Genomic DNA, 20,750 nt, shown 5'->3' with positions numbered 1-20,750 from the left:
GCCGCGGCCCAGACCCGCGAGGACGGTGACCCCGGCGCAGGGGCGGTCGTGCGTTCCCCCGATGAGCGGTGCCGCGCGGTGGCGGCCCCTGGAATGGCCCTGGAGTCCGCCGGGCCGGGGCCGGCACCTCGAAGGTCCCAGGGTCCCCGGCGGGCGCGGTCCGGCCCCGCGGTGTTGCCGGTGCCGCCGTCCACCTGTGACCTCACAGGGTCAGTCGCGTCCCCGCGGGGTGTACTCCTTGAGGTGGTGGGCGACGCGGTCGGCGTAGTCGCGGTACTTCGGGGGAACCCCGCCCGCGTCGTTCACCGTCCGATACAACGTCCGGTACGCCGCGGCGATCAGCACCCGGCGGTCGCCCGGCAGTCCGGCGTCGAGGCGGGGCGTGATCCAGCACAGGTAGCGGCCCATCGCCGGGATGGACTCGGCGGGCGGGAACGGGGGCTCGGGGACGGTCTCGCCGGGGGTGCCGTCCTCGTTCATCCACCAGCGCAGGACGGCCGGGGTCCAGCGGGCGATGCCGTACTCGTCCATGGCGGGGTCGGACAGGGCCGGGTCGAAGCCGCTCTCCACCTTCAGCATGGCCGCGATCAGGGGCGGGCCGACCTCCTCGCGGCCGCAGGCGCGCGCCGTCTCGACGATCAGCAGGCGGTAGGCGGGCGGCACATCCCGGTCGGTGCGCAGTTCGGCCGCGCCGTAGGAGGCGGCCGGGACGCTCGGGGTGCCTGCGGGGCGCGGGTCCGCGGCGGGCCCCCGGTCGCCGCCGGTCCAGGTGGCGACGGCGTACCCGAGCGCGGCCAGGGCGACGAGCCCCGCGGCCGAGGCGGCGAGGAGCCGGCGCCCGGGGCGTGCGCGGAGCCGCAGCGAGAATCCCGCCGGGCCGCCCGCGCCCGCCGTGACCGCCTCGACCCGCTCCAGCAGGGCGTCGGTGCCGATCCGTCCGGCGTGCGTACGGGTCAGACAGGCCCGCACGATCTCCTCCCAGGCCTGCGGCAGTTCGGGGGACAGGCGCAGCTCGTGGGTGCCGCGGGCGTAGGCGACGGCGGCGTCGCGGCGGGCCGTCGGGGTGCCGCCGGGCAGCGGGAAGGACCCCGTGAGCACCAGGTGGGCCAGGACGCCGAAGGCCCACACGTCGGCGGACGGGCGGATCCGGCGGCCCCGTTCGCCGATCTCGGACCACAGCAGCTCGGGGGGCGTGTAGTCCGGGGTGGAGAAGGCGGGCGTGTAGGCGTGGGTGCCTTCCAGCTCCGCGGCCATGTTGAAGTCGGCGAGCCGCACCGAACCGTCCGCCATCAGCAGGACGTTGGCCGGTTTCAGGTCGCCGTGCACCCAGCCGGCCCGGTGCAGCTGGACCAGCCCCGCGCAGACCTGCGCGAGCAGCACGGGCCCGGCCGGCGGGCGCGGAGAGGCGGAGAGCAGGGCGGACAGGGAGCCCTCGGCCCGCTCCAGGACGAGGACGGTGGCGCCGTCGAGCCGGGCGTGGGCGGGATCGTCGACGGTGAGGGTCTCGTACATCCGGATCAGCCGGGGTCGGCGCAGCCTGCTCAGCAACCCGACCTCGCGTTCGACCAGTTCGCGCAGGTGGGCGAGTTGCCGCGGGGTGTCGGTGCCGGTGGGCAGGAACTTCAGGGCGGCCGTCTCCGGCAGGTCCCCGTCGGCCGGGTCCGTGCGGCGCGCGGCGTACACGCTGCCGAAGGCGCCGCTCGCGATCGGCTCGCGCACCTCCCAGCCGCCCACCCGGTACCCCCTGGGCACCGGGACGGCGTACGGCTCGGTCATCGCGGCGGCTGTCGGGACGGTGCCGCGAGGACCGCCAGGTCGTCCTCGCGGACCAGGTCGAAGCGGAGCGCCAGCGAGACCAGCGACTCCTTCTTGCCGTTCAGCCGCGGACCCGGCTCGGCGGTCTCCGGGCCCGGCTTCAGCCGCAGTTTCACGGCGAGGTAGTCGATGTTCCACTGCACCGACGTACGGGAGGCGGCCGGCCAGGCCGGGCGCAGCCGCTCCACGACCTGGTCCATGGTCGGCACCGGCGCGTGCGGCACCCCGCGCAGCCGCGGCTCGCACAGGGCGGCGAGCACCGCGAAGTACCGCTTGGTGCGGTCGACGCAGAAGGCGGGGGCGGTCGGCTCGCCGTCGGTGCCGTCCGCGGCGCGCAGATAGTCGTGGCGCGGCGCCCACACCTCGACCGGCAGCAGGTCGCCCGCCGCGGGCAGCACGATCCGCGAGAACTCGAAGGGCACCGGGGCCTCCAGCCGGCCCGGCGCCACCTTGATGTGCTCGCCCGCGCCCTCCGGGTTCTCCACCACGTAGGTCTGGTGGGCGGAGAGGTTGCTCAGGGCCCAGAAGGTGCCGTGGGCGGTGATCTCACCGGCTCTGCGGGACACCCCGTCGTGCCCGATCACCAGGCCGCCCTCGGGCACCGACCGCCCGAAGGCGAGCCGTTCTCCGGGCGCGAGCCGGAACCGGGCGTCCGCGCTTTCGTCCTCCGAGGTCGGCGGAGGTACCACGATGATGCTGTACAAGGTGCGTCTCCCGTGCCCGACGGCTGCCCAGGCCAGACTAGGGCGACGCGCCAGGGCCGTGCCCCCCTCGTAAGGGTGAGACACGGCCCTGCGGCGTGATTGGCGAGAAAGCGTCCGCGGCTCCTCAGTAGCGAGGGCGCCGGAACCAGGCGGCGCCGGTGGAATTGCCGACGAACACGGCGATCAGGATGCCGAGCACCAGGTGGATGATGCCGAACACGGTGAACGGGTAGACGGCGATGATCGCCGTGAGGATGCCGAAGACCAGCGCGGTGATACGCAGGCCGTTGCCGCCGGACTTGAACTTCACGGCCAGTACCGTCGCCCACACGCCCCAGGCCAGCGCGAGCGCCGCGAAGCCCCACAGCGCGCCGGTCGGGTAGTCGGCCAGTTCCTCGAACGCCGGGTCGTCCTTGGCCTGGTCGACGGCCACGGCCGAGAAGGCGAACAGGATCGTGCCGATGACCTGTAGGCCGACGATCACCCACAGCATGACGCGAGCGGCGCCGACGGTGCCGGGCATCGTGCTGGGGGGAGCGCCGTAGGGCTGCTGCACGGGGGGCGCCGACGGGTAGCCGTAACCGGGCCCGCCCTGGGGCTGCTGCGGGTAGCCGTAGTTCGGCTGCTGGCCGCCCTGGGGCGGACCGTAGGGGTTGTTCGGGTCGCCGAAACTCATGGCGGGCCTTCCTCCGTCGCTGTCGAGTGCGGGGACGACGCGCGGCGCGACTCGGAGGAGGTTCTACGTTGCGGTTCGTCCCCCCGGTACGGCCCCGCGGCACTGTGCTCCCCAATCGTTCTTGACCGATCTCTTACTTGTCCAGCCCGTTCGCAAGGCGTTGTGCAAGTGCAACCGCGTCGATCATGAAGGGATACGGGGGGAGGCGCCCGTGATGTCCGGTACCGGCCATGGTCGCGCGGTGCCCGCATGGCGGCCGGATTGGAACCGGGGGCCGGTCATCCGCGAGGATGGGGGCATGACCGCCCAGATTCTCGATGGCAAGGCCACCGCAGCCGCGATCAAGTCCGAACTGGCCGCCCGCGTGGCGGCGCTGAAGGAGAGGGGTGTCACGCCCGGCCTCGGCACCGTCCTGGTCGGCGACGATCCCGGCAGCCAGAAGTACGTCGCGGGCAAGCACCGCGACTGCGCCCAGGTCGGCATCGCCTCGATCCAGCGCGAACTGCCGGCCACGGCCACGCAGGAGGAGATCGAGGCGGTCGTCCGGGAGCTGAACGAGGACCCGGCCTGCACCGGTTACATCGTCCAGTTGCCGCTGCCCAAGGGCATCGACGAGAACCGCATCCTGGAACTGATGGACCCGGACAAGGACGCGGACGGCCTGCACCCGATGAACCTCGGCCGCCTCGTGCTGAACGAGCCGGCGCCGCTGCCCTGCACCCCCAACGGCATCCTCACCCTCCTGCGCCGCTACGGCGTGGAGATCAAGGGCGCGGAGGTCGTGGTCGTCGGCCGCGGTGTCACCATCGGGCGCCCGATGCCGCTGCTGCTCACCCGGCGCAGCGAGAACGCCACCGTGACCCAGTGCCACACCGGCACCCGGGACCTGGCCGCCCACCTCAAGCGCGCGGACATCGTCATCGCCGCGGCCGGTTCCCCGCACCTGGTGCGCCCCGAGGACGTCAAGCCGGGCGCCGCCGTCCTCGACGTGGGCGTCTCCCGCAACGCGGACGGCAAGATCATGGGCGATGTCCACCCCGGCGTGGCCGAGGTCGCCGCCTGGATCTCCCCGAACCCCGGCGGCGTCGGCCCCATGACCCGGGCCCAACTGCTCGTCAACGTGGTGGAGGCGGCGGAGCGCAGTGCCGGCTGAGAACACCAACGCCGAACGGCCGGAGCGGGCGGGGAGCCCGGAGCATCCGGAGAGGTCTGAGGGAGCTGAGCCGACCGAGCGGTCAGGGAGCCCGGAGCGGACGGGGCGCCCGGAGCAGGCGGACCATCCGGAGCGGACCGGGCGGTTCGGGCGGATGAGGCGTCCGGAGTGGACCAGCCGGACCGGGCGGTCTGGGCGGACGGGGCGTCTGGGCGAGTCCGGAAGCCCGGAGCGGTCGGGGCAGGCAGACCGGCCGCAGCGGGCCGAGCGGACCGAGAGTCCGGAACAGGCGGATCGTCCGGAGCGGACGGGGAGCCTGGATCAGTCCGGGAACCGGGAGTCGTCGGGGCAGGCGGTTCAGCCGCCGCGGGCTGAGCGGGCCAGGAGCCCGGAGCAGGCGGATCATCCGGATAGGGCTGGGCAGTCGGAGAACCCGGAGCGGTCGGATCATCCGGAGCGGACGGGGCGGTTCGGGCGGATGAGGCGTCCGGAGCGGACCGGGAGCCTGGATCAGTCCGGGAACCGGGAGTCGTCGGGGCAGGGGGACCATCCGGAGCGGACCGCGCAGTCCGGGCGCCCGGAGCAGTCGGATCATCCGAAACGAACCGGGTGGATCGGGCGGACGAGGCGTCCGGAGCGGACCGGGCGGTCTGAGCGGGCGGGGCGTCTGGACCAGTCCGGGAGCCCGGAGCGGTCGGGGCAGGCGGACCAGCCCAAGCCGGCTGAGCGGGCCGGGAGCCCGGAGCAGGCGGGTCACCCCGAGTTGACCGGGAGTCCTGGTCAGGCGGACCAGCCGAAGCGCACCGAGCAGTCGGCGCGGCCGGGGCCGTCCGGGAGCCCGAAGCGGACCGGGCAGTCCGGGCGTCCGGGCCGGTCCGGGAGCCCGGAGCGGTCTGGGAGCCCGGAGCGGGCCCGGAGTACCCAGTCGGCGGCGCAGGCGGTGGGGGACGCTGTTCGGGATCCCGTCAGTGCGCCCGATGCCGAGGGCCGGCCTCGGCGGGCCACGCGGCGGTTTCCGTTGTTCACGCGGGACACCGCGCGCCCCGAGGGCGGCGGCCGGGCCGCGCCCGGGGATGCCCCGGCGCCCGCCCGGCAGTGGCCGATCATCCTCGTGGTCGCACTGGTCGGAACCGGCCTGCTGATCACCGCGCTCGACGTGTTCCGGTGGGGCCTCGTACTCGTCGGGGCCGCGCTGCTGGTCGGCGCGGTGCTGCGCTGGCTGCTGCCCGACGTCGGCATGCTCGCGGTGCGCTCGGGCTTCACGGACATCGTCACGTACGGCGTACTGGGCGGCGCGATCGTCGTCCTGGCCCTGATGGCGCAGCCGAATCCGCTCCTCGGGATCCCCTTCCTGAAGGACCTGCTGCACTTCACGGTGAGCAGTTAGCCGACGGCGGCCCGTCCTCACCCCCGTGAAAGGACGGGCCGCCACCGGCAACCACCCTCCTGCACCCGGAACACCCAGTTCAACGCCTGTCAGGGCGCTGTGGCACGGAAGTGACCGTTCCGCTACTCCGCTACGCGGCCCGGGAACCACGGGACGCGTGTGTCGGGTGTGACCGGTCGTGATCGTTGCGCATGCCTTCCGTGCACGGATGTAGGGGCAAGCTGACGGATTCACCGCCAAGTCGGGCGGGCACCGGGCCGGTATCAGGGGTTCCGTTCAGTACGGGGCAGCGCCGGTGGGACACTGGACCACAGGCCGGTGAGTGTGCGACGGCGCATGCTCGCGGCCTCTGTGCACCTGTGCGCCCCCACCCCGGGAACTGACATCCTGATCGGGCGCATCCCTGTGGGTAGCCAGAACGGGTGCTGCGCGCGGGACGCCGTGCGCGAGGACCAGTGGGGGAACGATCAGCATGTCACCGGGGGTAAGAGGGGGAAGCAGTGCCTCGTTGGAAGGCCTTGCCGGATGAACTCGATCCGCAGATCAGGGAGTTCACCAGTCAGCTGCGCCGACTCGTGGACCGCAGCGAGCTGAGCGTGGCGTCCGTGGCCGACGCCACGGGCTACAGCAAGACATCCTGGGAGCGTTATCTGAACGGCCGGCTGCTGGCGCCGAAGGGCGCCATCGTGGCCCTGGCCGAGGTGACGGGGACCAACCCCGTCCACCTGACCACCATGTGGGAGCTGGCCGAGCGCGCCTGGAGCCGCTCGGAGATGCGCCACGACATGACCATGGAGGCCATCCGGATCTCCCAGGCGCGCGCCGCGCTGGGCGATCTGGGCACGCCCGCGGCCAAGTCCGGCAACGGCGGCAGGAACGCCAGGGGGAGCCGGACCGGCCGTCACGGCGGCGGCTCGACGGCCGCGCCCGGGGTCGCCGGGCCGGCCGGTGTGTCGCCCACGCTGCCGCCGCCGTCGGTGCCGGCGCAGCCGACGGCCGCCGACAGCCCCGACTCGGCCCTCGGCCCGACCCCGGGCGGCGGCACGTCCTTGGGCAGGGCGGCCGACGGCAACTCGTGGGGCCTGGCCGGGTACCGGGGACCGGCGCCGGCCGGCGACCACGCGACACGGTCCCTGACCGGGATCGGCGCCGCCGGACCCGGGGGCCACTCGGCCCCGCCGGGCGGCCCCGCCGCACCGAACGGACACGGTCCCTCGGGCCCGTACGGCGGCTCCCCGCAGGGCGGCTCAGGACCGGGCGGCAGGTCCCCCAGGAGCGGCGGCAGACGCATGGCGGCCTTCGCCGCGGGCGTCGTCGGCGTGCTCGTCGTGATCGCGGGCGCCTTCTACCTCCTGAACGACCGGGGCGACAAGGAGAACGAGGGCGCCAACCCCTCCCCGTCACCCAGCGTGACCAGTAATCCCCAGTTGCCGCCGGGCGTGGAGTGCAGCGGCGACGCCTGCACCGGCAAGGACCCGGAGGTCATGGGCTGCGGCGGCGAACTGGTGACCACCACCGCGACCGCCACCGTCGGCACGGCCGCCGTCGAGGTCCGCTACAGCAAGACCTGCGGCACCGCGTGGGCCCGGGTCACCCAGGCGACCCAGGGAGACGAGGTCCAGGTGAGCGCGGACGGCAGGAACCGGCAGACGGGCGCGGTCACCGAGGCGGGCGACACCGTCGCGTACACCCCGATGGTGGCGGTGAAGTCCGCGGCCGAGGCGGAGGCGTGCGTGACGCTGGCGTCGGGCCAGAAGGGTTGCACACAGTGACGAAGTAGGGGAGCGAGAAAAGTTCGCCCGGGGCAGGCATGGCCCGCCGTGTCATGGGCACGCGAGAAAGTACCCCCACGGGAGTCCGGCAACGGTCCCCGAACGGCGGTCGCCTTCGTCCCCCTCTCCCGGACAGGCGGCCGCCTTTCGCTTGCCCGCGTTCCACACCCCCGGGCGACCGCGCGGCGCTCCTGTGGGCCGGGCCACACGGACCCGGACACCCCGGACACCGCGGGCGCGATAGCCTGACGGCTGGATCGATCTCTTGATACCAAGAGATCGATCAAACGCCCGGGGCTGGGACGCCCCACCGCCAGCTGTCATACGGAGAACGCCATGACCCGCACTCCCGTGAACGTCACCGTCACCGGCGCGGCCGGCCAGATCGGTTACGCCCTGCTCTTCCGCATCGCCTCCGGCCAGCTGCTCGGCGCGGACGTGCCGGTCAAACTGCGCCTCCTGGAGATCACCCCGGCCCTCAAGGCCGCCGAGGGCACCGCGATGGAGCTGGACGACTGCGCGTTCCCGCTCCTGCGGGGCATCGAGATCACCGACGACCCGAACGTGGCCTTCGACGGCGCCAACGTCGCCCTCCTCGTCGGCGCCCGCCCGCGCACCAAGGGCATGGAGCGCGGCGACCTCCTGGAGGCCAACGGCGGCATCTTCAAGCCGCAGGGCAGGGCCATCAACGACCACGCCGCGGACGACATCAAGGTCCTCGTCGTCGGCAACCCGGCCAACACCAACGCCCTGATCGCCCAGGCCGCCGCCCCGGACGTACCGGCCGAGCGCTTCACCGCGATGACCCGCCTCGACCACAACCGCGCGCTGAGCCAGCTCGCGAAGAAGACCGGCTCCACGGTCGCCGACATCAAGCGCCTGACCATCTGGGGCAACCACTCCGCCACCCAGTACCCGGACATCTTCCACGCCACGATCGCCGGCAAGAACGCCGCCGAGACCGTGAACGACGAGAAGTGGCTGGCCGAGGAGTTCATCCCGACCGTCGCCAAGCGCGGCGCCGCCATCATCGAGGCCCGCGGCGCCTCGTCGGCCGCCTCCGCCGCCAACGCCGCCGTCGACCACATCCACACCTGGGTGAACGGCACCGCCGAGGGCGACTGGACCTCCATGGGCATCCCGTCGGACGGCTCCTACGGCGTCCCCGAGGGCGTCATCTCCTCCTTCCCGGTCACCGCCAAGGACGGAAAGTACGAGATCGTCCAGGGCCTGGACATCAACGAGTTCTCCCGCGCCCGCATCGACGCCTCCGTCAAGGAGCTGTCGGAGGAGCGCGAGGCGGTCAGCGGCCTCGGCCTCATCTGACGCACCGCGCCACAGCACGCCACCGGCCCCCGGTTCCGCCTCGGCGGAACCGGGGGCCATTCTGGTGTACCTGGCATCTTGTTGACATTCCGGACCTGCCGGACCTGTCCCGCCCCTATGCTGATGCTCCGTCAAGCCGTCCGTCGTCGACGGACTTCACGCACATCGGGGGATCGGCGTGAGCACTGCCCACGTGCCGCAGCAATCACCGCAGGCCGACGCGGGGGCTCCGCCGGAACCCCCGCCCACTGCGCCCTACGCCAGCGAGGCCACCCGGCTGCTGTGCGCGGGCGCCTATCTCGACCCCGGCTACCGGGACCGCGTCATCGACGAGCTGTATCTCGACGAGCAGCGGATCGTGGCGCCCTCGCTCGGCTTCGACGCCGCCCGGGTCCTCGCACACGCGCTGCGGGCCCGCAGACAGGAGCTGCTGTGGGCCGCGGCCGTCCTCGGGCTGTGGGTGGTGGGGATCCCGCTCAGCGGGGGCTTGACCGCCCTGTTCCTGTGGCCCAGCGCGGTGCTCGCCCTGGCCCCCTGGATCAAGGGCCGCGCCGAGCGCCCGCCCCTGTACCGGCGGTTCGCCGCCTTCCTCGCCCGCTGGTGGGGGCGCCTGTCCGCCGCGTTCTGCCTGTTCTTCCTCGTCGCCGTCGCGTTCACCGGTTCGGCCGACGACTCCTCGTTCGGATCGTCCAGGGACGTCAACGGCTCCGACGGCCTCGGCTGGCAGAACATCACCGATGTCGCGACCCCGTCCGTCGGGAGCGGCGCCGGCTCGGTCGATGCGTGGCAGGCCTGGTTCGGGATCACCGTCCTCGTGCTCATCGGACTGTGCGTGGCCGCGCAGCGCAACCAGTTCGCCCGCGCGCTCGCGGGCGAACTCTCCCCGGGACGTTTCCCGGACGCCGCCGGCGACCCGGCGGAGCAGGCCGAGGGCGGGCGGTTCCAGCGGCTGATGCGGCGCATCCGGCTGGAGCAGCACTCGCCGCTGATCATGTACAACGAGAAGCACCCGTTCTGCGGGGCGGGAGCGGCGTACGACACCTGGGTGCTGGCCGTCGAACTGCGGCCGGACGACGAGAAGAAGCAGCAGCCGCTCAGCAACCGCGCGATCCTGGAGCGCGTCCGTCCGCTGATCGAACAGCTGCGCCTGCCCTCCGAGTACGCGGGCGCGGGGGTGCGCGACCGGTTGCGCCGCCTGGAGATCGACGAGTGCGTGTTCCTCCCGGTGGAGGGGCTGCTGAAGCGTGAACAGGCCCCGTACAACCCGGAGATCTTCGAGCGGCACCGGGCGAGCGCCGTCGAGGAGGGCGCCGAGAAGCGGCGGCACTTCCTGCGGATCCGGGTCGGCGGCTGGGAGGAGGAGCTGGTCGTCACGGTCTTCGTGCGCCTGCACACCCAGGGCCGCATGCTCATGCTGGAGATCGCCCCGCATGTGCTGACCCCGGTGCGCGCGGACTTCAAGGACGCCGACCGCACCTCCCACCGGCTCCGCAACAACAACGCGCTGGGCAAGGCGGCCGGGGCGGCCGTCCTGGTGCCCGGCTCCGCGGGCCGCTCGCTGCTCACCCTCGGCCGGGGCCTGGTGTACGCGTGGCGGCTGCTGACCGGCGGCCACGCGGGCGCGCTCCCCGCGGGCCCCGCCCTCTCGGTGCGGGAGCTGGCCTCGGTGCCCAGCGGATCCACCTTCCAGGAGATGGACGTCAGCCGCTATCTCAGGAGCGTCCAGGACCGGGTGGGGCACGGGGTGCGGCTGGCCCTGGCCGACGCCGGTTACCAGACCGGTGAGTTCGTGCAGAAGATCGTGAACCTCAGCAACGGCAGCACCTACATCGGCAACGCCGAAGGGGCGACCTTCGCCGTCGGCGACAAGTCCCACGTCTCGTCCACGACCGGCGGCCCCGCGCCGCAGGAGGGTTCCTGAAGCAATGGCGCACGACGACCCCAAAGTCCACATCGGCAACGCCCAGGGGGCGACCTTCGCCGTGGGCGACAACGCGAACGTCACGAGCCACTACGGCACCACGCCGCCGCAGGACGAGGAGACCCGGGAACTGCTGAGAGCCGTCGGGGAGCTGCGCGCCGATCTGGCGCGGATCCGGCGGACCGAGCAGACCGCCCGGCTCGACACGGTCCTCGCGGACACCGAGGAGGAGATCACCCGTACCGGCACCGCGCCCGAGGGGCGCCGTCAGCGGCTGCGCGACCTGCTGGCGGACACCCAGGCCGTCCTGTCGCTGTTCGCGTCCTTCGGGACGGTGGCCGGGCTGCTGGGGATGTGAACCGATGAGCGGGGGACAGCCCTACTGGAACGAGACGGCCCAACGCTGGGAGGAGCCTGCGGGCGGCACGGCACCGGTCACCCCGCCGCCACCGCCCCGCCCGGAGTCCGCGCCCCCGGTCGCCGAGGACGAGAGCGCCGGGCACCCGGCGGGCCCCTCGGCGCCGGTGCCGCCGTACGACCACGAGGGCTGGTCCACGCCGCAGCCGCTCGGGGCCGGCTCCTGGCCGGGGACCGGGCGCCCGCCGGCGGCGCCTCCCGCCGGCACCGGCGGGCCCAGCCGCCGGCTCGTGTGGTCCGTGCTGGGCGGAGCCGCCGCGGCCGGGGTCGCGGCGGCCCTCGTCCTGACGCTGGTGGTCCGGGGCGACGACGGCACCGGCGGGCGCGACGGCCGGGCGGTGGCGCCGGCGGACGCGTCCACCACGGACCCTTCGGGCCCCGAACCCTCGACGCTGCGGACCGGGGAGGGCGGGACAGCCCCCGACCTGCCGGAGTCACCGGCCGGCACGGCCGCCGAACTGCCCCGAGGCCACGAGCTGCACGCCGACCCGGAGGGCTTCACCATCGCCCGGCCCGTGGACTGGGTCCGTGACGAGGTGCCCTCGGAATACGGCATGAACGTGGTCAACTACCGCAGCCCCGACGGCGAACGGCGGCTCCAGGTGTACCAGGTGGCCGAGGCCTCGCCCGAGGCGTCCTTCGAGCTGTTCCTCTCCGACGACACGCCCAAGGCCGCCGGCTTCCGCGAGATCGCCCTGGAGACCGTGGACCACGGCGGCTTCACCGGCTCCCGGCTCGAATACCTCGCCGACTCCCTGCGCGGCGAACCCGGCATCGGTACCTGGCACGTCGTGGACGAGCGCTTCGTGGCCGCCGACGGCGAGGTGTACGCGATCGCCGCCTACGGGGCCGACGCGGACGGCCGCGAGGACGAGCGGGAACTGCTGCGGACGGCCCTCGCCCACTTCTGCCCGCCGGACACCACCTGCGACACCGCCGGCGACAGCCTGTAGCCGATCACTCACCGGCGAGGGTGTTTCCTACCGTTTCATCCGCTTTCTCAGTGACCCGGCACACTTCCGGCCCCGGATCCGCATGCAATCCCGACGCAAGGGCAGGAGCACCCGGTCCCGTGCATGACACCGGTGTGACTCACGGGCGCTGAACAGGAACGGAAGGCATTCATCGATCATGGCGGACAGTACAGAACTCCGGGCGCGCGGCACCATCCACGCCGGGGGCGAGTGGCGGGCGGCCGTCGCGGGGGGCACGCGCGAGATCCTCGATCCCGCGGACGCCCTGCCGTTCGCCGTGGTCGCCGAGGGCGACGAGCAGGATGCCGACCTCGCCGTGGCCGCCGCCCGGCACGCCTTCGACGAGGGCGCCTGGCCGCGTACCCCGGTCACCGAACGCGCCGCCCTGCTGCGCCGCGTCGCCGACCTCCTCGTACGCGACCGCGAGAAGCTCGGCCTGCTGGAGAGCCGCGACGCGGGCAAGACCGTCGAGGAGGGGCGGGTCGACATCGACTGCGTCGCCGACGCCTTCCGCTACTTCGCGGACCTGGTCGCGAGCGAGGCTGCCGGCCGGGTCGTCGACGCGGGCTCGCCCGACGTGCACAGCGTCGTCGTATCCGAGCCGGTCGGCGTCTGCGCGATGATCACGCCCTGGAACTACCCGCTGCTCCAGGCCAGTTGGAAGATCGCCCCGGCGCTCGCCGCCGGCAACACCTTCGTGGTCAAGCCCAGTGAGATCACCCCGCTCACCACCGTCGCCCTGATCGACCTGCTGGTCGAGGCCGGCCTGCCCACCGGCGTCGCGAACATCGTCACCGGCCCCGGCCACACGGTGGGCGCCCGGCTCGCCGAGCACCCCGATGTCGACCTGGTCTCCTTCACCGGCGGCCTGATCAGCGGCACCAAGGTCGCCCAGGCCGCCGCCGTCACCGTCAAGAAGGTCGCCCTCGAACTCGGCGGCAAGAACCCCAACGTCGTCTTCGCCGACGCCTGCGAGACCGAGGAGGGCTTCGACACCGCCGTCGACCAGGCCCTCAACGCCGCCTTCATCCACAGCGGCCAGGTCTGCTCCGCGGGCGGCCGCCTCATCGTCGAGGAGTCGGTCCGCGAACGCTTCGTCGCCGAACTCGCCCGCCGCGCCGAGAAGATCCGCCTCGGCCGCGGCACCGAGAAGGGCGTCGAGTGCGGCCCGCTCGTCTCCGAACAGCAGCGCGCCAGGACCGAGGACCACGTCGCCTCCGCGCTCGCCGAGGGCGCGGTGCTGCGCTGCGGCGGCAAGCGCCCCGAACCCTCGCCCCAGCGGCCCGCGAGCGGCTACTTCTACGAGCCGACCGTCCTCGACCACTGCGACCGAGGGATGCGGGTGGTACGCGAAGAGGTCTTCGGGCCGGTCCTCACCGTCGAGACCTTCCGCACCGAGGACGAGGCCGTAGCCCTCGCCAACGACACCGAGTACGGTCTGGCCGGTGCCGTCTGGACCGCCGACGCGGGACGGGCCCGCCGGGTCGCGGGCCGGCTGCGGCACGGCACCGTGTGGATCAACGACTTCCACCCCTACCTGCCGCAGGCGGAGTGGGGCGGCTTCGGCAAGAGCGGCGTCGGCCGCGAACTCGGTCCCGCGGGCCTGGCCGAGTACCGCGAGAGCAAGCACGTCTACCAGAACCTCGCGCCGAAGCCCGTCCGCTGGTTCGCCGGCTGACCTCCTCGCACCTTCCCCTCGTCCTCACGCCTCTCTGGAGTATCCCCATGTCCCCTGACATGTCGAACCCCCGGGTATACGACTACGTCGTCATCGGCGGCGGCACCGCGGGCTCGGTGATCGCCTCCCGGCTCACCGAGAACCCCGATGTCACCGTCGCCGTCATCGAGGGCGGCCCCAGCAACGTCGGCCGCGACGACGTGCTGACCCTGCGCCGCTGGATGGGCCTGCTCGGCGGTGAGCTGGACTACGACTACCCCACCACCGAACAGCCACGCGGCAATTCGCACATCCGGCACAGCCGCGCCCGGGTGCTCGGCGGCTGCTCCTCCCACAACACCCTCATCGCCTTCAAGCCGCTGCCGTCCGACTGGGACGAGTGGGAGGCCGCCGGCGCCAAGGGCTGGGGCGCGGTGCAGATGGAGGCGTACTACGCGCGGCTCAAGAACAACATCGTCCCGGTCGACGAGAAGGACCGGAACGCCATCGCCCGCGACTTCGTCGACGCGGCGCAGAAGACCCTGGAGGTCCCCCGGGTCGAGGGCTTCAACAAGAAACCGTTCACCGAGGGCGTCGGCTTCTTCGACCTCGCCTACCACCCCGAGAACAACAAGCGCTCGTCGGCGTCGGTGGCCTACCTGCACCCGGTGATGGACGAGCGCCCCAACCTGACGCTCATGCTGGAGACCTGGGCGTACCGGCTGGAACTCGACGGCACCCGCGCCGAGGGCGTCCGCGTCCGCACCAAGGACGGCGAGGAGATCCTGGTCAGGGCCCGCAACGAGGTCGTGCTGTGCGCCGGCGCCGTCGACTCGCCGCGCCTGCTGCTGCACTCCGGCATCGGACCCCGCCAGGACCTCGAAGCACTCGGCATACCCGTGGCGCTCGACCTGCCCGGCGTCGGCGAGAACCTGCTCGACCACCCCGAGTCGGTGATCGTCTGGGAGACCAACGGTCCCATCCCGGACAACTCCGCGATGGACTCCGACGCCGGACTGTTCGTGCGCCGCGACCCCGGGCACGCGGGCCCCGACCTGATGTTCCACTTCTACCAGATCCCGTTCACGGACAACCCGGAGCGACTGGGCTACGAGCCGGTCGAGTTCGGCGTCTCCATGACCCCGAACATCCCCAAGCCGAAGAGCCGCGGGCGCCTCTGCCTCACCAGCGCCGACCCGTCCGTGAAGCCCGCGCTGGACTTCCGCTACTTCACCGACGAGGACGACTACGACGGCCGCACCCTCGTCGACGGCATCCGCATCGCCCGTGAGATCGCCGGATCCGAACCGCTGGCCGGCTGGCTCAAGCGCGAGGTCTGCCCCGGCCCGGACATCACCGCAGACGAGGAGCTGAGCGAGTACGCCCGCAAGGTCGCCCACACCGTCTACCACCCGGCGGGCACCTGCCGGATGGGCGCCGCCACCGACGAACGGGCCGTGGTCGACCCTGAGCTGCGGGTCCGCGGCCTGGAGGGCATCCGCGTCGCCGACGCGTCCGTCTTCCCGACCATGACCGCCGTGAACCCGATGATCTGCGTCCTCATGGTCGGCGAGCGCGCCGTCGAGCTGATCGGCGGTGACGCCCGATGAGTACCGCCACCAGCGCCAGTACGCCGCCGGGTACGGACGAGAACGCGGGGCCCGTCTTCCGCGTGGACGGCCTGTGGAAGGTCTTCGGACCCAAGGCCGACCGCGTCCCCGCCGACCCGGGACTCGCCGCCCTGAGCCCGGCCGAGCTGCGCGCGCGCACCGGCTGCACCGCCGCCGTGGCGGATGTCTCCTTCGACGTGCACAAGGGCGAGGTCTTCGTCGTCATGGGCCTGTCCGGCTCCGGCAAGTCCACCCTCGTACGCTGTCTGACCCGGCTGATCGAGCCGACCGCGGGCAGCATCGTCATCGACGGCGAGGATGTCCGCGCCATGGACCGGCCGCGGCTGCGCGAACTGCGCCGGCACCGCGCCGCGATGGTCTTCCAGCACTTCGGCCTGCTCCCGCACCGCACCGTCCTGGACAACGCGGCCTACGGCCTGGAGGTCCAGGGCATGGGCCGCGCCGAACGCCGCGAGCGCGCCGCCGCCATCGTCGCCAAGGTCGGCCTCGAAGGCCTGGAGCACCGCAGGCCGGGACAGCTCTCCGGCGGCCAGCGCCAGCGCGTCGGCCTCGCCCGCGCCCTCGCCGTCGACCCCGAGGTCCTGCTCTTCGACGAGCCGTTCAGCGCGCTCGACCCGCTGATCCGGCGCGACATGCAGGAGGAGGTGGTCCGGCTGCACCGCGAGGAGGGCCGCACGATGGTCTTCATCACCCACGACCTCCAGGAAGCGCTCAAGCTGGGCGACCGGATCGCCCTCATGCGCGACGGCCGCGTCGTCCAGCTCGGCACCCCGGAGGAGATCGTCGGCTCGCCCGCCGACGACTACGTCCGCGATTTCGTCCGCGACGTCCCGCGCGAGCAGGTCCTCACCGTCCGTACGGCCATGCGCCCCGCCGCCTTTGCCGACGAGGCGGGCAGTGGCCCGGCGCTGCGCCCCGACGCCACCGTGTCGCAGGCCATCGAGGCCGTCGCCCGCGCCGGCTCCCCGGCCCGGGTGATGGACGGCGGCCGCCTGCTCGGCGTGGCCGACGCGACCACCCTCCTCTCCGTCGTCGCCGGCACCGACGGCGCGGCGCCCGGACGCCCCGAGGGGGTCGAGCCGCCCGAGGAGGCGGGTCAACGCGAGGAGGCCCTGTGATGGCCTCGGTCACCGCACCCGCGGTCCGGCCCGCGCTCCCCGGCGCCCTGCGCCGCCCGGCCGTCCGCAAGCTCCTGACCCTCGCGGTCGCCGCCGCGGTCCTCGTCCCCCTCGCCGTCGCCCAGTGGTCCGGCGGCACCTGGCCGAGCGCGCTCACCGTCGACGTCTCCGAACCGCTCGGCAGGGCCAGCGACTGGATCATCGACAACCGTGACAGCCACCCGCTGTTCCTCTACTTCTTCGGCCACGTCAGCAATGTGGTCGTCCTCGCCCTACGCGCCGTGTACCTCGCCCTCCTCGCCGTCGGCTGGGCCGGGGTCACCGCGATCGGCGCCCTCGTCGCCTGGCGGGTGGCCGGCGTGCGGCTCGCGCTCGGCACGGCGGTGGCCTTCCTCGCGTGCGGGCTGCTCGGCATGTGGGTGCCGACCATGCAGACCCTCGCCCTGATGGTCGTCGCGGTCCTCGCCTCGGTCGCCGTGGGCGCCCTGCTGGGCCTGGCCGCGGGGCTGTCCGACCGGATGGACCGCGTCCTGCGCCCGGTGCTCGACACCATGCAGGTGCTGCCCGCCTTCGCCTACCTGCTCCCCGTCGTCCTGGTCTTCGGCATCGGCGTGCCCGCCGCCGTCCTGGCCACCGTCGTCTACGCCGCCCCGCCCATGGCCCGGCTCACCTCGCTCGGTCTGCGCGGCGCCGACAAGGAGGTCCTGGAGGCCGTCGAGTCCCTCGGCACCACCGCACGCCAACGGCTGCTGACCGCCCGCATCCCGCTGGCCCGCAAGGAACTCCTCCTCGGCCTCAACCAGACGATCATGATGGCGCTCTCCATGGCCGTCATCGCCTCCGTCATCGGCGCCGGCGGCCTCGGCGACCGCGTCTACCAGGCGCTCGCCTCGGTCGACGTGGGCGCGGCCCTCGCGGCCGGCATCCCCATCGTGCTGCTCGCCGTCGTCCTCGACCGGGTGACCGGCGCGGCCGGGGAGCGGCTCGGCGAGCCCAGGAAGCCGTCGGTGGCCTGGCTGTACGCGCCGGCCGCCGCCGCGGTCGTCGCGATCGCCGGACGACTCGCCGGCTTCCTCGACTGGCCCGACGCGTGGGAGGCGAACATCGCCGAGCCGGTCAACCGGGCCGTCGACTGGATGACCGCCCACCTGTACTCCGGCGTCCCCGTCGTCGGCGGCACCGCGGACTGGGCCGCCCACTTCACCAGCTGGGTCCTCAACCCGTTCCGCGAGGGCCTGCAATGGCTGCCCTGGTGGTCCGTACTGCTGATCGTCGCCGCCCTGGCCTGGCTGCTCGGCACCTGGGCCACCGCGCTCACCGCCGTGCTCGCGATGGCCGCGATCGGTGTGCTCGGCGTGTGGAACCCGTCCCTGGACACGCTCTCGCAGGTACTCGCGGCCGTCGCCGTCACCCTGGTCATCGGCTTCGCGACGGGCATCGCCGCCGCCCGCAGCGACCGCTTCGAGCGCCTGCTGCGGCCCGTCCTGGACGTTTTCCAGACGATGCCGCAGTTCGTGTACCTGATCCCGGTCGTCGCCCTCTTCGGCGTCGGCCGCGCGCCCGCCGTCGCCGCCGCGGTCGTCTACGCCCTCCCCGCCGTCGTCCGCATCACCGCCCAAGGGCTGCGCCAGGTCGACCCGGCCGCCCTGGAGTCGGCCCGTTCGCTCGGCGCGACCAGCGGGCAGCAGTTGCGTCAGGTGCAGCTCCCGCTGGCCCGCCGTTCCCTGCTGCTCGCCGTCAACCAGGGCGTCGTCCTGGTCCTCGCCGTCGTCATCATCGGCGGCCTGGTCGGCGGTGGCGCGCTCGGCTACCAGGTCGTCTACGGCCTGGCCCAGGGCGACCTGGCGACCGGCCTGGTGGCGGGCGCGGCGATCGTCTGCCTCGGCCTGATGCTCGACCGGGTCACCCAGCCGACCGAACGCCGTCCGAAGCAGGGAGCCTGACATGCGACCGCGTACGATCTCCGCCCTCGCGGGAGCCGCCGCGCTGGTCCTGCTGACCGGCTGCGGCGCCGCCGACATGACCAAGCAGTCCTCCCCGTTCGCGAACGCCCAGGGCGCCAAGACCGTCACCCTGTCCGTGCAGTCCTGGGTCGGCGCCCAGGCCAACGTGGCCGTCGCCCAATACCTGCTGGAGCACGAGCTGGGCTACCGCGTCGACACCGTCCAGGTCGACGAGGTGCCCGCCTGGGACGCGCTCAGCCAGGGCCGGGTCGACGCCATCCTGGAGGACTGGGGCCACCCCGACCAGGAGCAGCGGTACGTCGAGGACAAGGAGACCATCACCGCGGGCGGCGACCTCGGCGTCACCGGGCACATCGGCTGGTTCGTCCCGACCTACTTCGCCAAGCAGCACCCGGACGTGACGGACTGGAAGAACCTCGACAAGTACGCCGGGCAGATGCGCACCGCGGAGAGCGGCGGCAAGGGCCAGCTGCTGGACGGCTCCCCGTCCTACGTCACCAACGACAAGGCGCTGGTGCAGAACCTCGACCTGGACTACCAGGTGGTCTTCGCCGGCTCCGAGGCCGCCCAGATCACCCAGATCCAGCAGTTCGCCAAGGAGAAGAAGCCCTTCCTGACCTACTGGTACACCCCCCAGTGGCTCTTCGAGAAGGTCCCGATGACCGAGGTGAAGCTGCCCGCGTACAAGGAGGGCTGCGACGCCGACCCGGCGAAGGTCGCCTGCGCCTACCCGGTGACCCCGCTGCAGAAGTACCTCAACGCCGGTTTCGCGAAGGACGGCGGCCCGGCGGCGGAGTTCCTCAAGCGGTTCAAGTGGACCACCGAGGACCAGAACCAGGTCTCCCTGATGATCGCCGAGCAGAAGTTGCGGCCCGAGGAGGCGGCGAAGAAGTGGGCGGACGGCCACGAGTCCGTCTGGAAGCGGTGGCTGTCCTGACCCTCACCGCGCCAGCCGGGCCGCGATCTCCCGCACCGCCCGCTCCGCGCGCCGCTGGAGACCCGGTCCGAAGGTGATCCGGGTGGCCCCGAGTTCGCCGAGCCGCCTCAGCCCGGCGGACGCGGGGCCCTCCCCGGGCAGCGCGTTCACGTTCACCGGCCCCTGGATCCCGGCCCGCAGCAGCGGCAGTACGGCGGTGGGGGCGCCGATCGGATAGACGCAGTCGGCGCCCGCGGCGACGTACGCGGCGGCCCGTGCGATCGCCGCCTCCGGTTCGGCGACGCCCCGGACGAACGTGTCGACGCGGGCGTTGACGAAGAGCAGGTCCCCGGCCGCGGCCCGCACCCCGGCCAGCCACTCGGCGTGCTCCGCCGGGTCCCTGAGCACCCCGTCGGCGGAGTCCTCCAGGTTGCAGCCCACCGCCCCCGCCGCCAGCAGCCGTTCCACCAGCTCCCGCGGCGCCAGCCCGTACCCGCCCTCGACATCCGCCGACACGGGGATGTCCACGGCGCGCGCGATCCTCGCGACCGCCGCGAACATCTCGCCGGCCGGGGTCGCCCCGTCCTCGTACCCGAGGCAGGCCGCCACCCCCGCACTGGGCGTCGCGAGCGCCGGGAACCCGGCCTCCTCGAACACCCGGGCGCTCGCCGCGTCCCAGGGGCCGGGCAGGACGAGGGGGTCTTCGGGCAGCCGGAAGTGGTGCAGGGCGCGGAAGACGTTGGCCTTGCTCATGGTGCGCAACCCGCCGGGCCGGGGAGCCGCGTCCGCGCCGTCACGCGTGCTGCCCCGGCGTGTAGTGGCCGGGCGTCGTCCGGCAGGTCACGCCGAACCTGTTCCAGGCGTTGATCACCGTGATCGAGGCGATGAGCTGTGCCAGCTCCGGCTCGTCGAAGAACCGGGCGGCGTGCTCGTACACCTCGTCCGGCACGAAGCCGTCGGTCAGCACGGTGACCGCCTCGGTCAGCGCGAGCGCCGCCAGCTCCCTCTCCGTGTAGAAGTGCCGCGACTCCTCCCAGGCGGCGAGCTGGATGATCCGCTCCACGCTCTCCCCGGCGGCGAGCGCGTCCTTGGAGTGCATGTCGACGCAGAGGGCGCAGCGGTTGATCTGCGAGGCGCGGATCTTCACCAGTTCGCACAGCGTCGGGTCGAGGCCCCGCCTGGCGGCGATGTCGAGCCGGACCATGGCCTGGTAGACCTCGGGAGCGTGCTGGGACCAGTTGAGCCGGACGGGCAGCTCGGCGGCGCAACCCGTGGTCCTCGTGTCGTCGGTGTGTGTGGTCATGCCTCGACCCTAGGAA

The 20,750-nt window shown here is 73.0% G+C and carries 17 protein-coding genes; 12 read left to right on the top strand and 5 right to left on the bottom strand.

Annotated elements, in window-relative coordinates; genetic code table 11:
- Nucleotides 1-210: 210 nt before the first annotated feature.
- The 3 genes from AC4IHM_RS12320 to AC4IHM_RS12310 form a co-directional block, all read right to left on the bottom strand.
- A complete protein-coding gene (locus AC4IHM_RS12320) occupies nucleotides 211-1,776 on the bottom strand; it encodes a serine/threonine protein kinase (protein ID WP_490867115.1) in 1,566 nt (521 codons plus the stop codon).
- Nucleotides 1,773-2,519 carry an FHA domain-containing protein gene (locus tag AC4IHM_RS12315; protein ID WP_490867114.1) on the bottom strand — a complete coding sequence of 249 codons (747 nt, stop codon included), beginning with the start codon at nucleotides 2,517-2,519 and terminating at the stop codon, nucleotides 1,773-1,775. The genes AC4IHM_RS12320 and AC4IHM_RS12315 overlap by 4 nt, the downstream gene beginning before the upstream one ends.
- Before the next feature lie 124 nt (nucleotides 2,520-2,643).
- A complete protein-coding gene (locus tag AC4IHM_RS12310) occupies nucleotides 2,644-3,195 on the bottom strand; it encodes a hypothetical protein (protein WP_490867113.1) in 552 nt (183 codons plus the stop codon).
- Between the two features lie 298 nt (nucleotides 3,196-3,493).
- Here AC4IHM_RS12310 and AC4IHM_RS12305 point away from each other — a divergent pair, with 298 nt between their 5' ends.
- The 12 genes from AC4IHM_RS12305 (at nucleotide 3,494) to AC4IHM_RS12250 (ending at nucleotide 19,452) form a co-directional block, all read left to right on the top strand.
- Complete coding sequence (locus AC4IHM_RS12305; RefSeq protein WP_490867112.1) at nucleotides 3,494-4,348, top strand: bifunctional methylenetetrahydrofolate dehydrogenase/methenyltetrahydrofolate cyclohydrolase; 855 nt, start codon at nucleotides 3,494-3,496, stop codon at nucleotides 4,346-4,348.
- A 940-nt stretch (nucleotides 4,349-5,288) separates the two neighbouring features.
- Nucleotides 5,289-5,735 carry a DUF3017 domain-containing protein gene (locus AC4IHM_RS12300; protein WP_490867111.1) on the top strand — a complete coding sequence of 149 codons (447 nt, stop codon included), beginning with the start codon at nucleotides 5,289-5,291 and terminating at the stop codon, nucleotides 5,733-5,735.
- 518 nt (nucleotides 5,736-6,253) lie between these two features.
- Nucleotides 6,254-7,507: a helix-turn-helix domain-containing protein gene (locus AC4IHM_RS12295; RefSeq protein ID WP_490867110.1), complete on the top strand. Its 1,254-nt coding sequence runs from the start codon at nucleotides 6,254-6,256 to the stop codon at nucleotides 7,505-7,507.
- A gap of 336 nt (nucleotides 7,508-7,843) precedes the next feature.
- On the top strand, nucleotides 7,844-8,833 hold the full coding sequence (locus AC4IHM_RS12290; protein WP_490867109.1) for a malate dehydrogenase: 990 nt from the start codon (nucleotides 7,844-7,846) through the stop codon (nucleotides 8,831-8,833).
- 178 nt (nucleotides 8,834-9,011) lie between these two features.
- Nucleotides 9,012-10,754 carry an AbeC-like domain-containing protein gene (locus AC4IHM_RS12285; protein ID WP_490867108.1) on the top strand — a complete coding sequence of 581 codons (1,743 nt, stop codon included), beginning with the start codon at nucleotides 9,012-9,014 and terminating at the stop codon, nucleotides 10,752-10,754.
- Nucleotides 10,755-10,758: 4 nt separating this feature from the next.
- Nucleotides 10,759-11,112 (top strand): hypothetical protein, encoded by a 354-nt coding sequence (locus tag AC4IHM_RS12280; protein ID WP_490867107.1) that lies wholly within the window; start codon nucleotides 10,759-10,761, stop codon nucleotides 11,110-11,112.
- Between the two features lie 4 nt (nucleotides 11,113-11,116).
- Nucleotides 11,117-12,124 (top strand): serine/threonine kinase C-terminal domain-containing protein, encoded by a 1,008-nt coding sequence (locus tag AC4IHM_RS12275; protein WP_490867106.1) that lies wholly within the window; start codon nucleotides 11,117-11,119, stop codon nucleotides 12,122-12,124.
- Nucleotides 12,125-12,302: 178 nt separating this feature from the next.
- Nucleotides 12,303-13,823 (top strand): aldehyde dehydrogenase family protein, encoded by a 1,521-nt coding sequence (locus tag AC4IHM_RS12270; protein ID WP_490867105.1) that lies wholly within the window; start codon nucleotides 12,303-12,305, stop codon nucleotides 13,821-13,823.
- Between the two features lie 47 nt (nucleotides 13,824-13,870).
- Complete coding sequence (locus AC4IHM_RS12265) at nucleotides 13,871-15,412, top strand: GMC family oxidoreductase (RefSeq protein WP_490867104.1); 1,542 nt, start codon at nucleotides 13,871-13,873, stop codon at nucleotides 15,410-15,412.
- Nucleotides 15,409-16,551, top strand: a complete 1,143-nt coding sequence (locus tag AC4IHM_RS12260) for a quaternary amine ABC transporter ATP-binding protein (protein ID WP_490867103.1) — start codon at nucleotides 15,409-15,411, stop codon at nucleotides 16,549-16,551. Before AC4IHM_RS12265 ends, AC4IHM_RS12260 begins: the two co-directional genes overlap by 4 nt.
- Nucleotides 16,551-18,494, top strand: a complete 1,944-nt coding sequence (locus AC4IHM_RS12255; protein ID WP_490867102.1) for an ABC transporter permease — start codon at nucleotides 16,551-16,553, stop codon at nucleotides 18,492-18,494. The genes AC4IHM_RS12260 and AC4IHM_RS12255 overlap by 1 nt, the downstream gene beginning before the upstream one ends.
- A 1-nt stretch (nucleotide 18,495) precedes the next feature.
- Complete coding sequence (locus AC4IHM_RS12250) at nucleotides 18,496-19,452, top strand: ABC transporter substrate-binding protein (protein WP_490867101.1); 957 nt, start codon at nucleotides 18,496-18,498, stop codon at nucleotides 19,450-19,452.
- Nucleotides 19,453-19,455: 3 nt separating this feature from the next.
- Here the strand turns inward: AC4IHM_RS12250 and AC4IHM_RS12245 are convergent, their stop codons facing one another.
- Both AC4IHM_RS12245 and AC4IHM_RS12240 read right to left on the bottom strand, forming a co-directional pair.
- Nucleotides 19,456-20,184, bottom strand: coding sequence for an isocitrate lyase/PEP mutase family protein (locus tag AC4IHM_RS12245; protein ID WP_490867100.1), 729 nt, complete (start codon nucleotides 20,182-20,184; stop codon nucleotides 19,456-19,458).
- 40 nt (nucleotides 20,185-20,224) lie between these two features.
- Nucleotides 20,225-20,734, bottom strand: coding sequence for a carboxymuconolactone decarboxylase family protein (locus AC4IHM_RS12240; RefSeq protein WP_490867099.1), 510 nt, complete (start codon nucleotides 20,732-20,734; stop codon nucleotides 20,225-20,227).
- Between the last annotated feature and the right edge of the window lie 16 nt (nucleotides 20,735-20,750).

Source organism: Streptomyces sp. SL06, from assembly GCF_058244745.1.
Note: the sequence above shows the minus strand (reverse complement) of the source record. Positions and strands in the feature narration are given on the sequence as shown.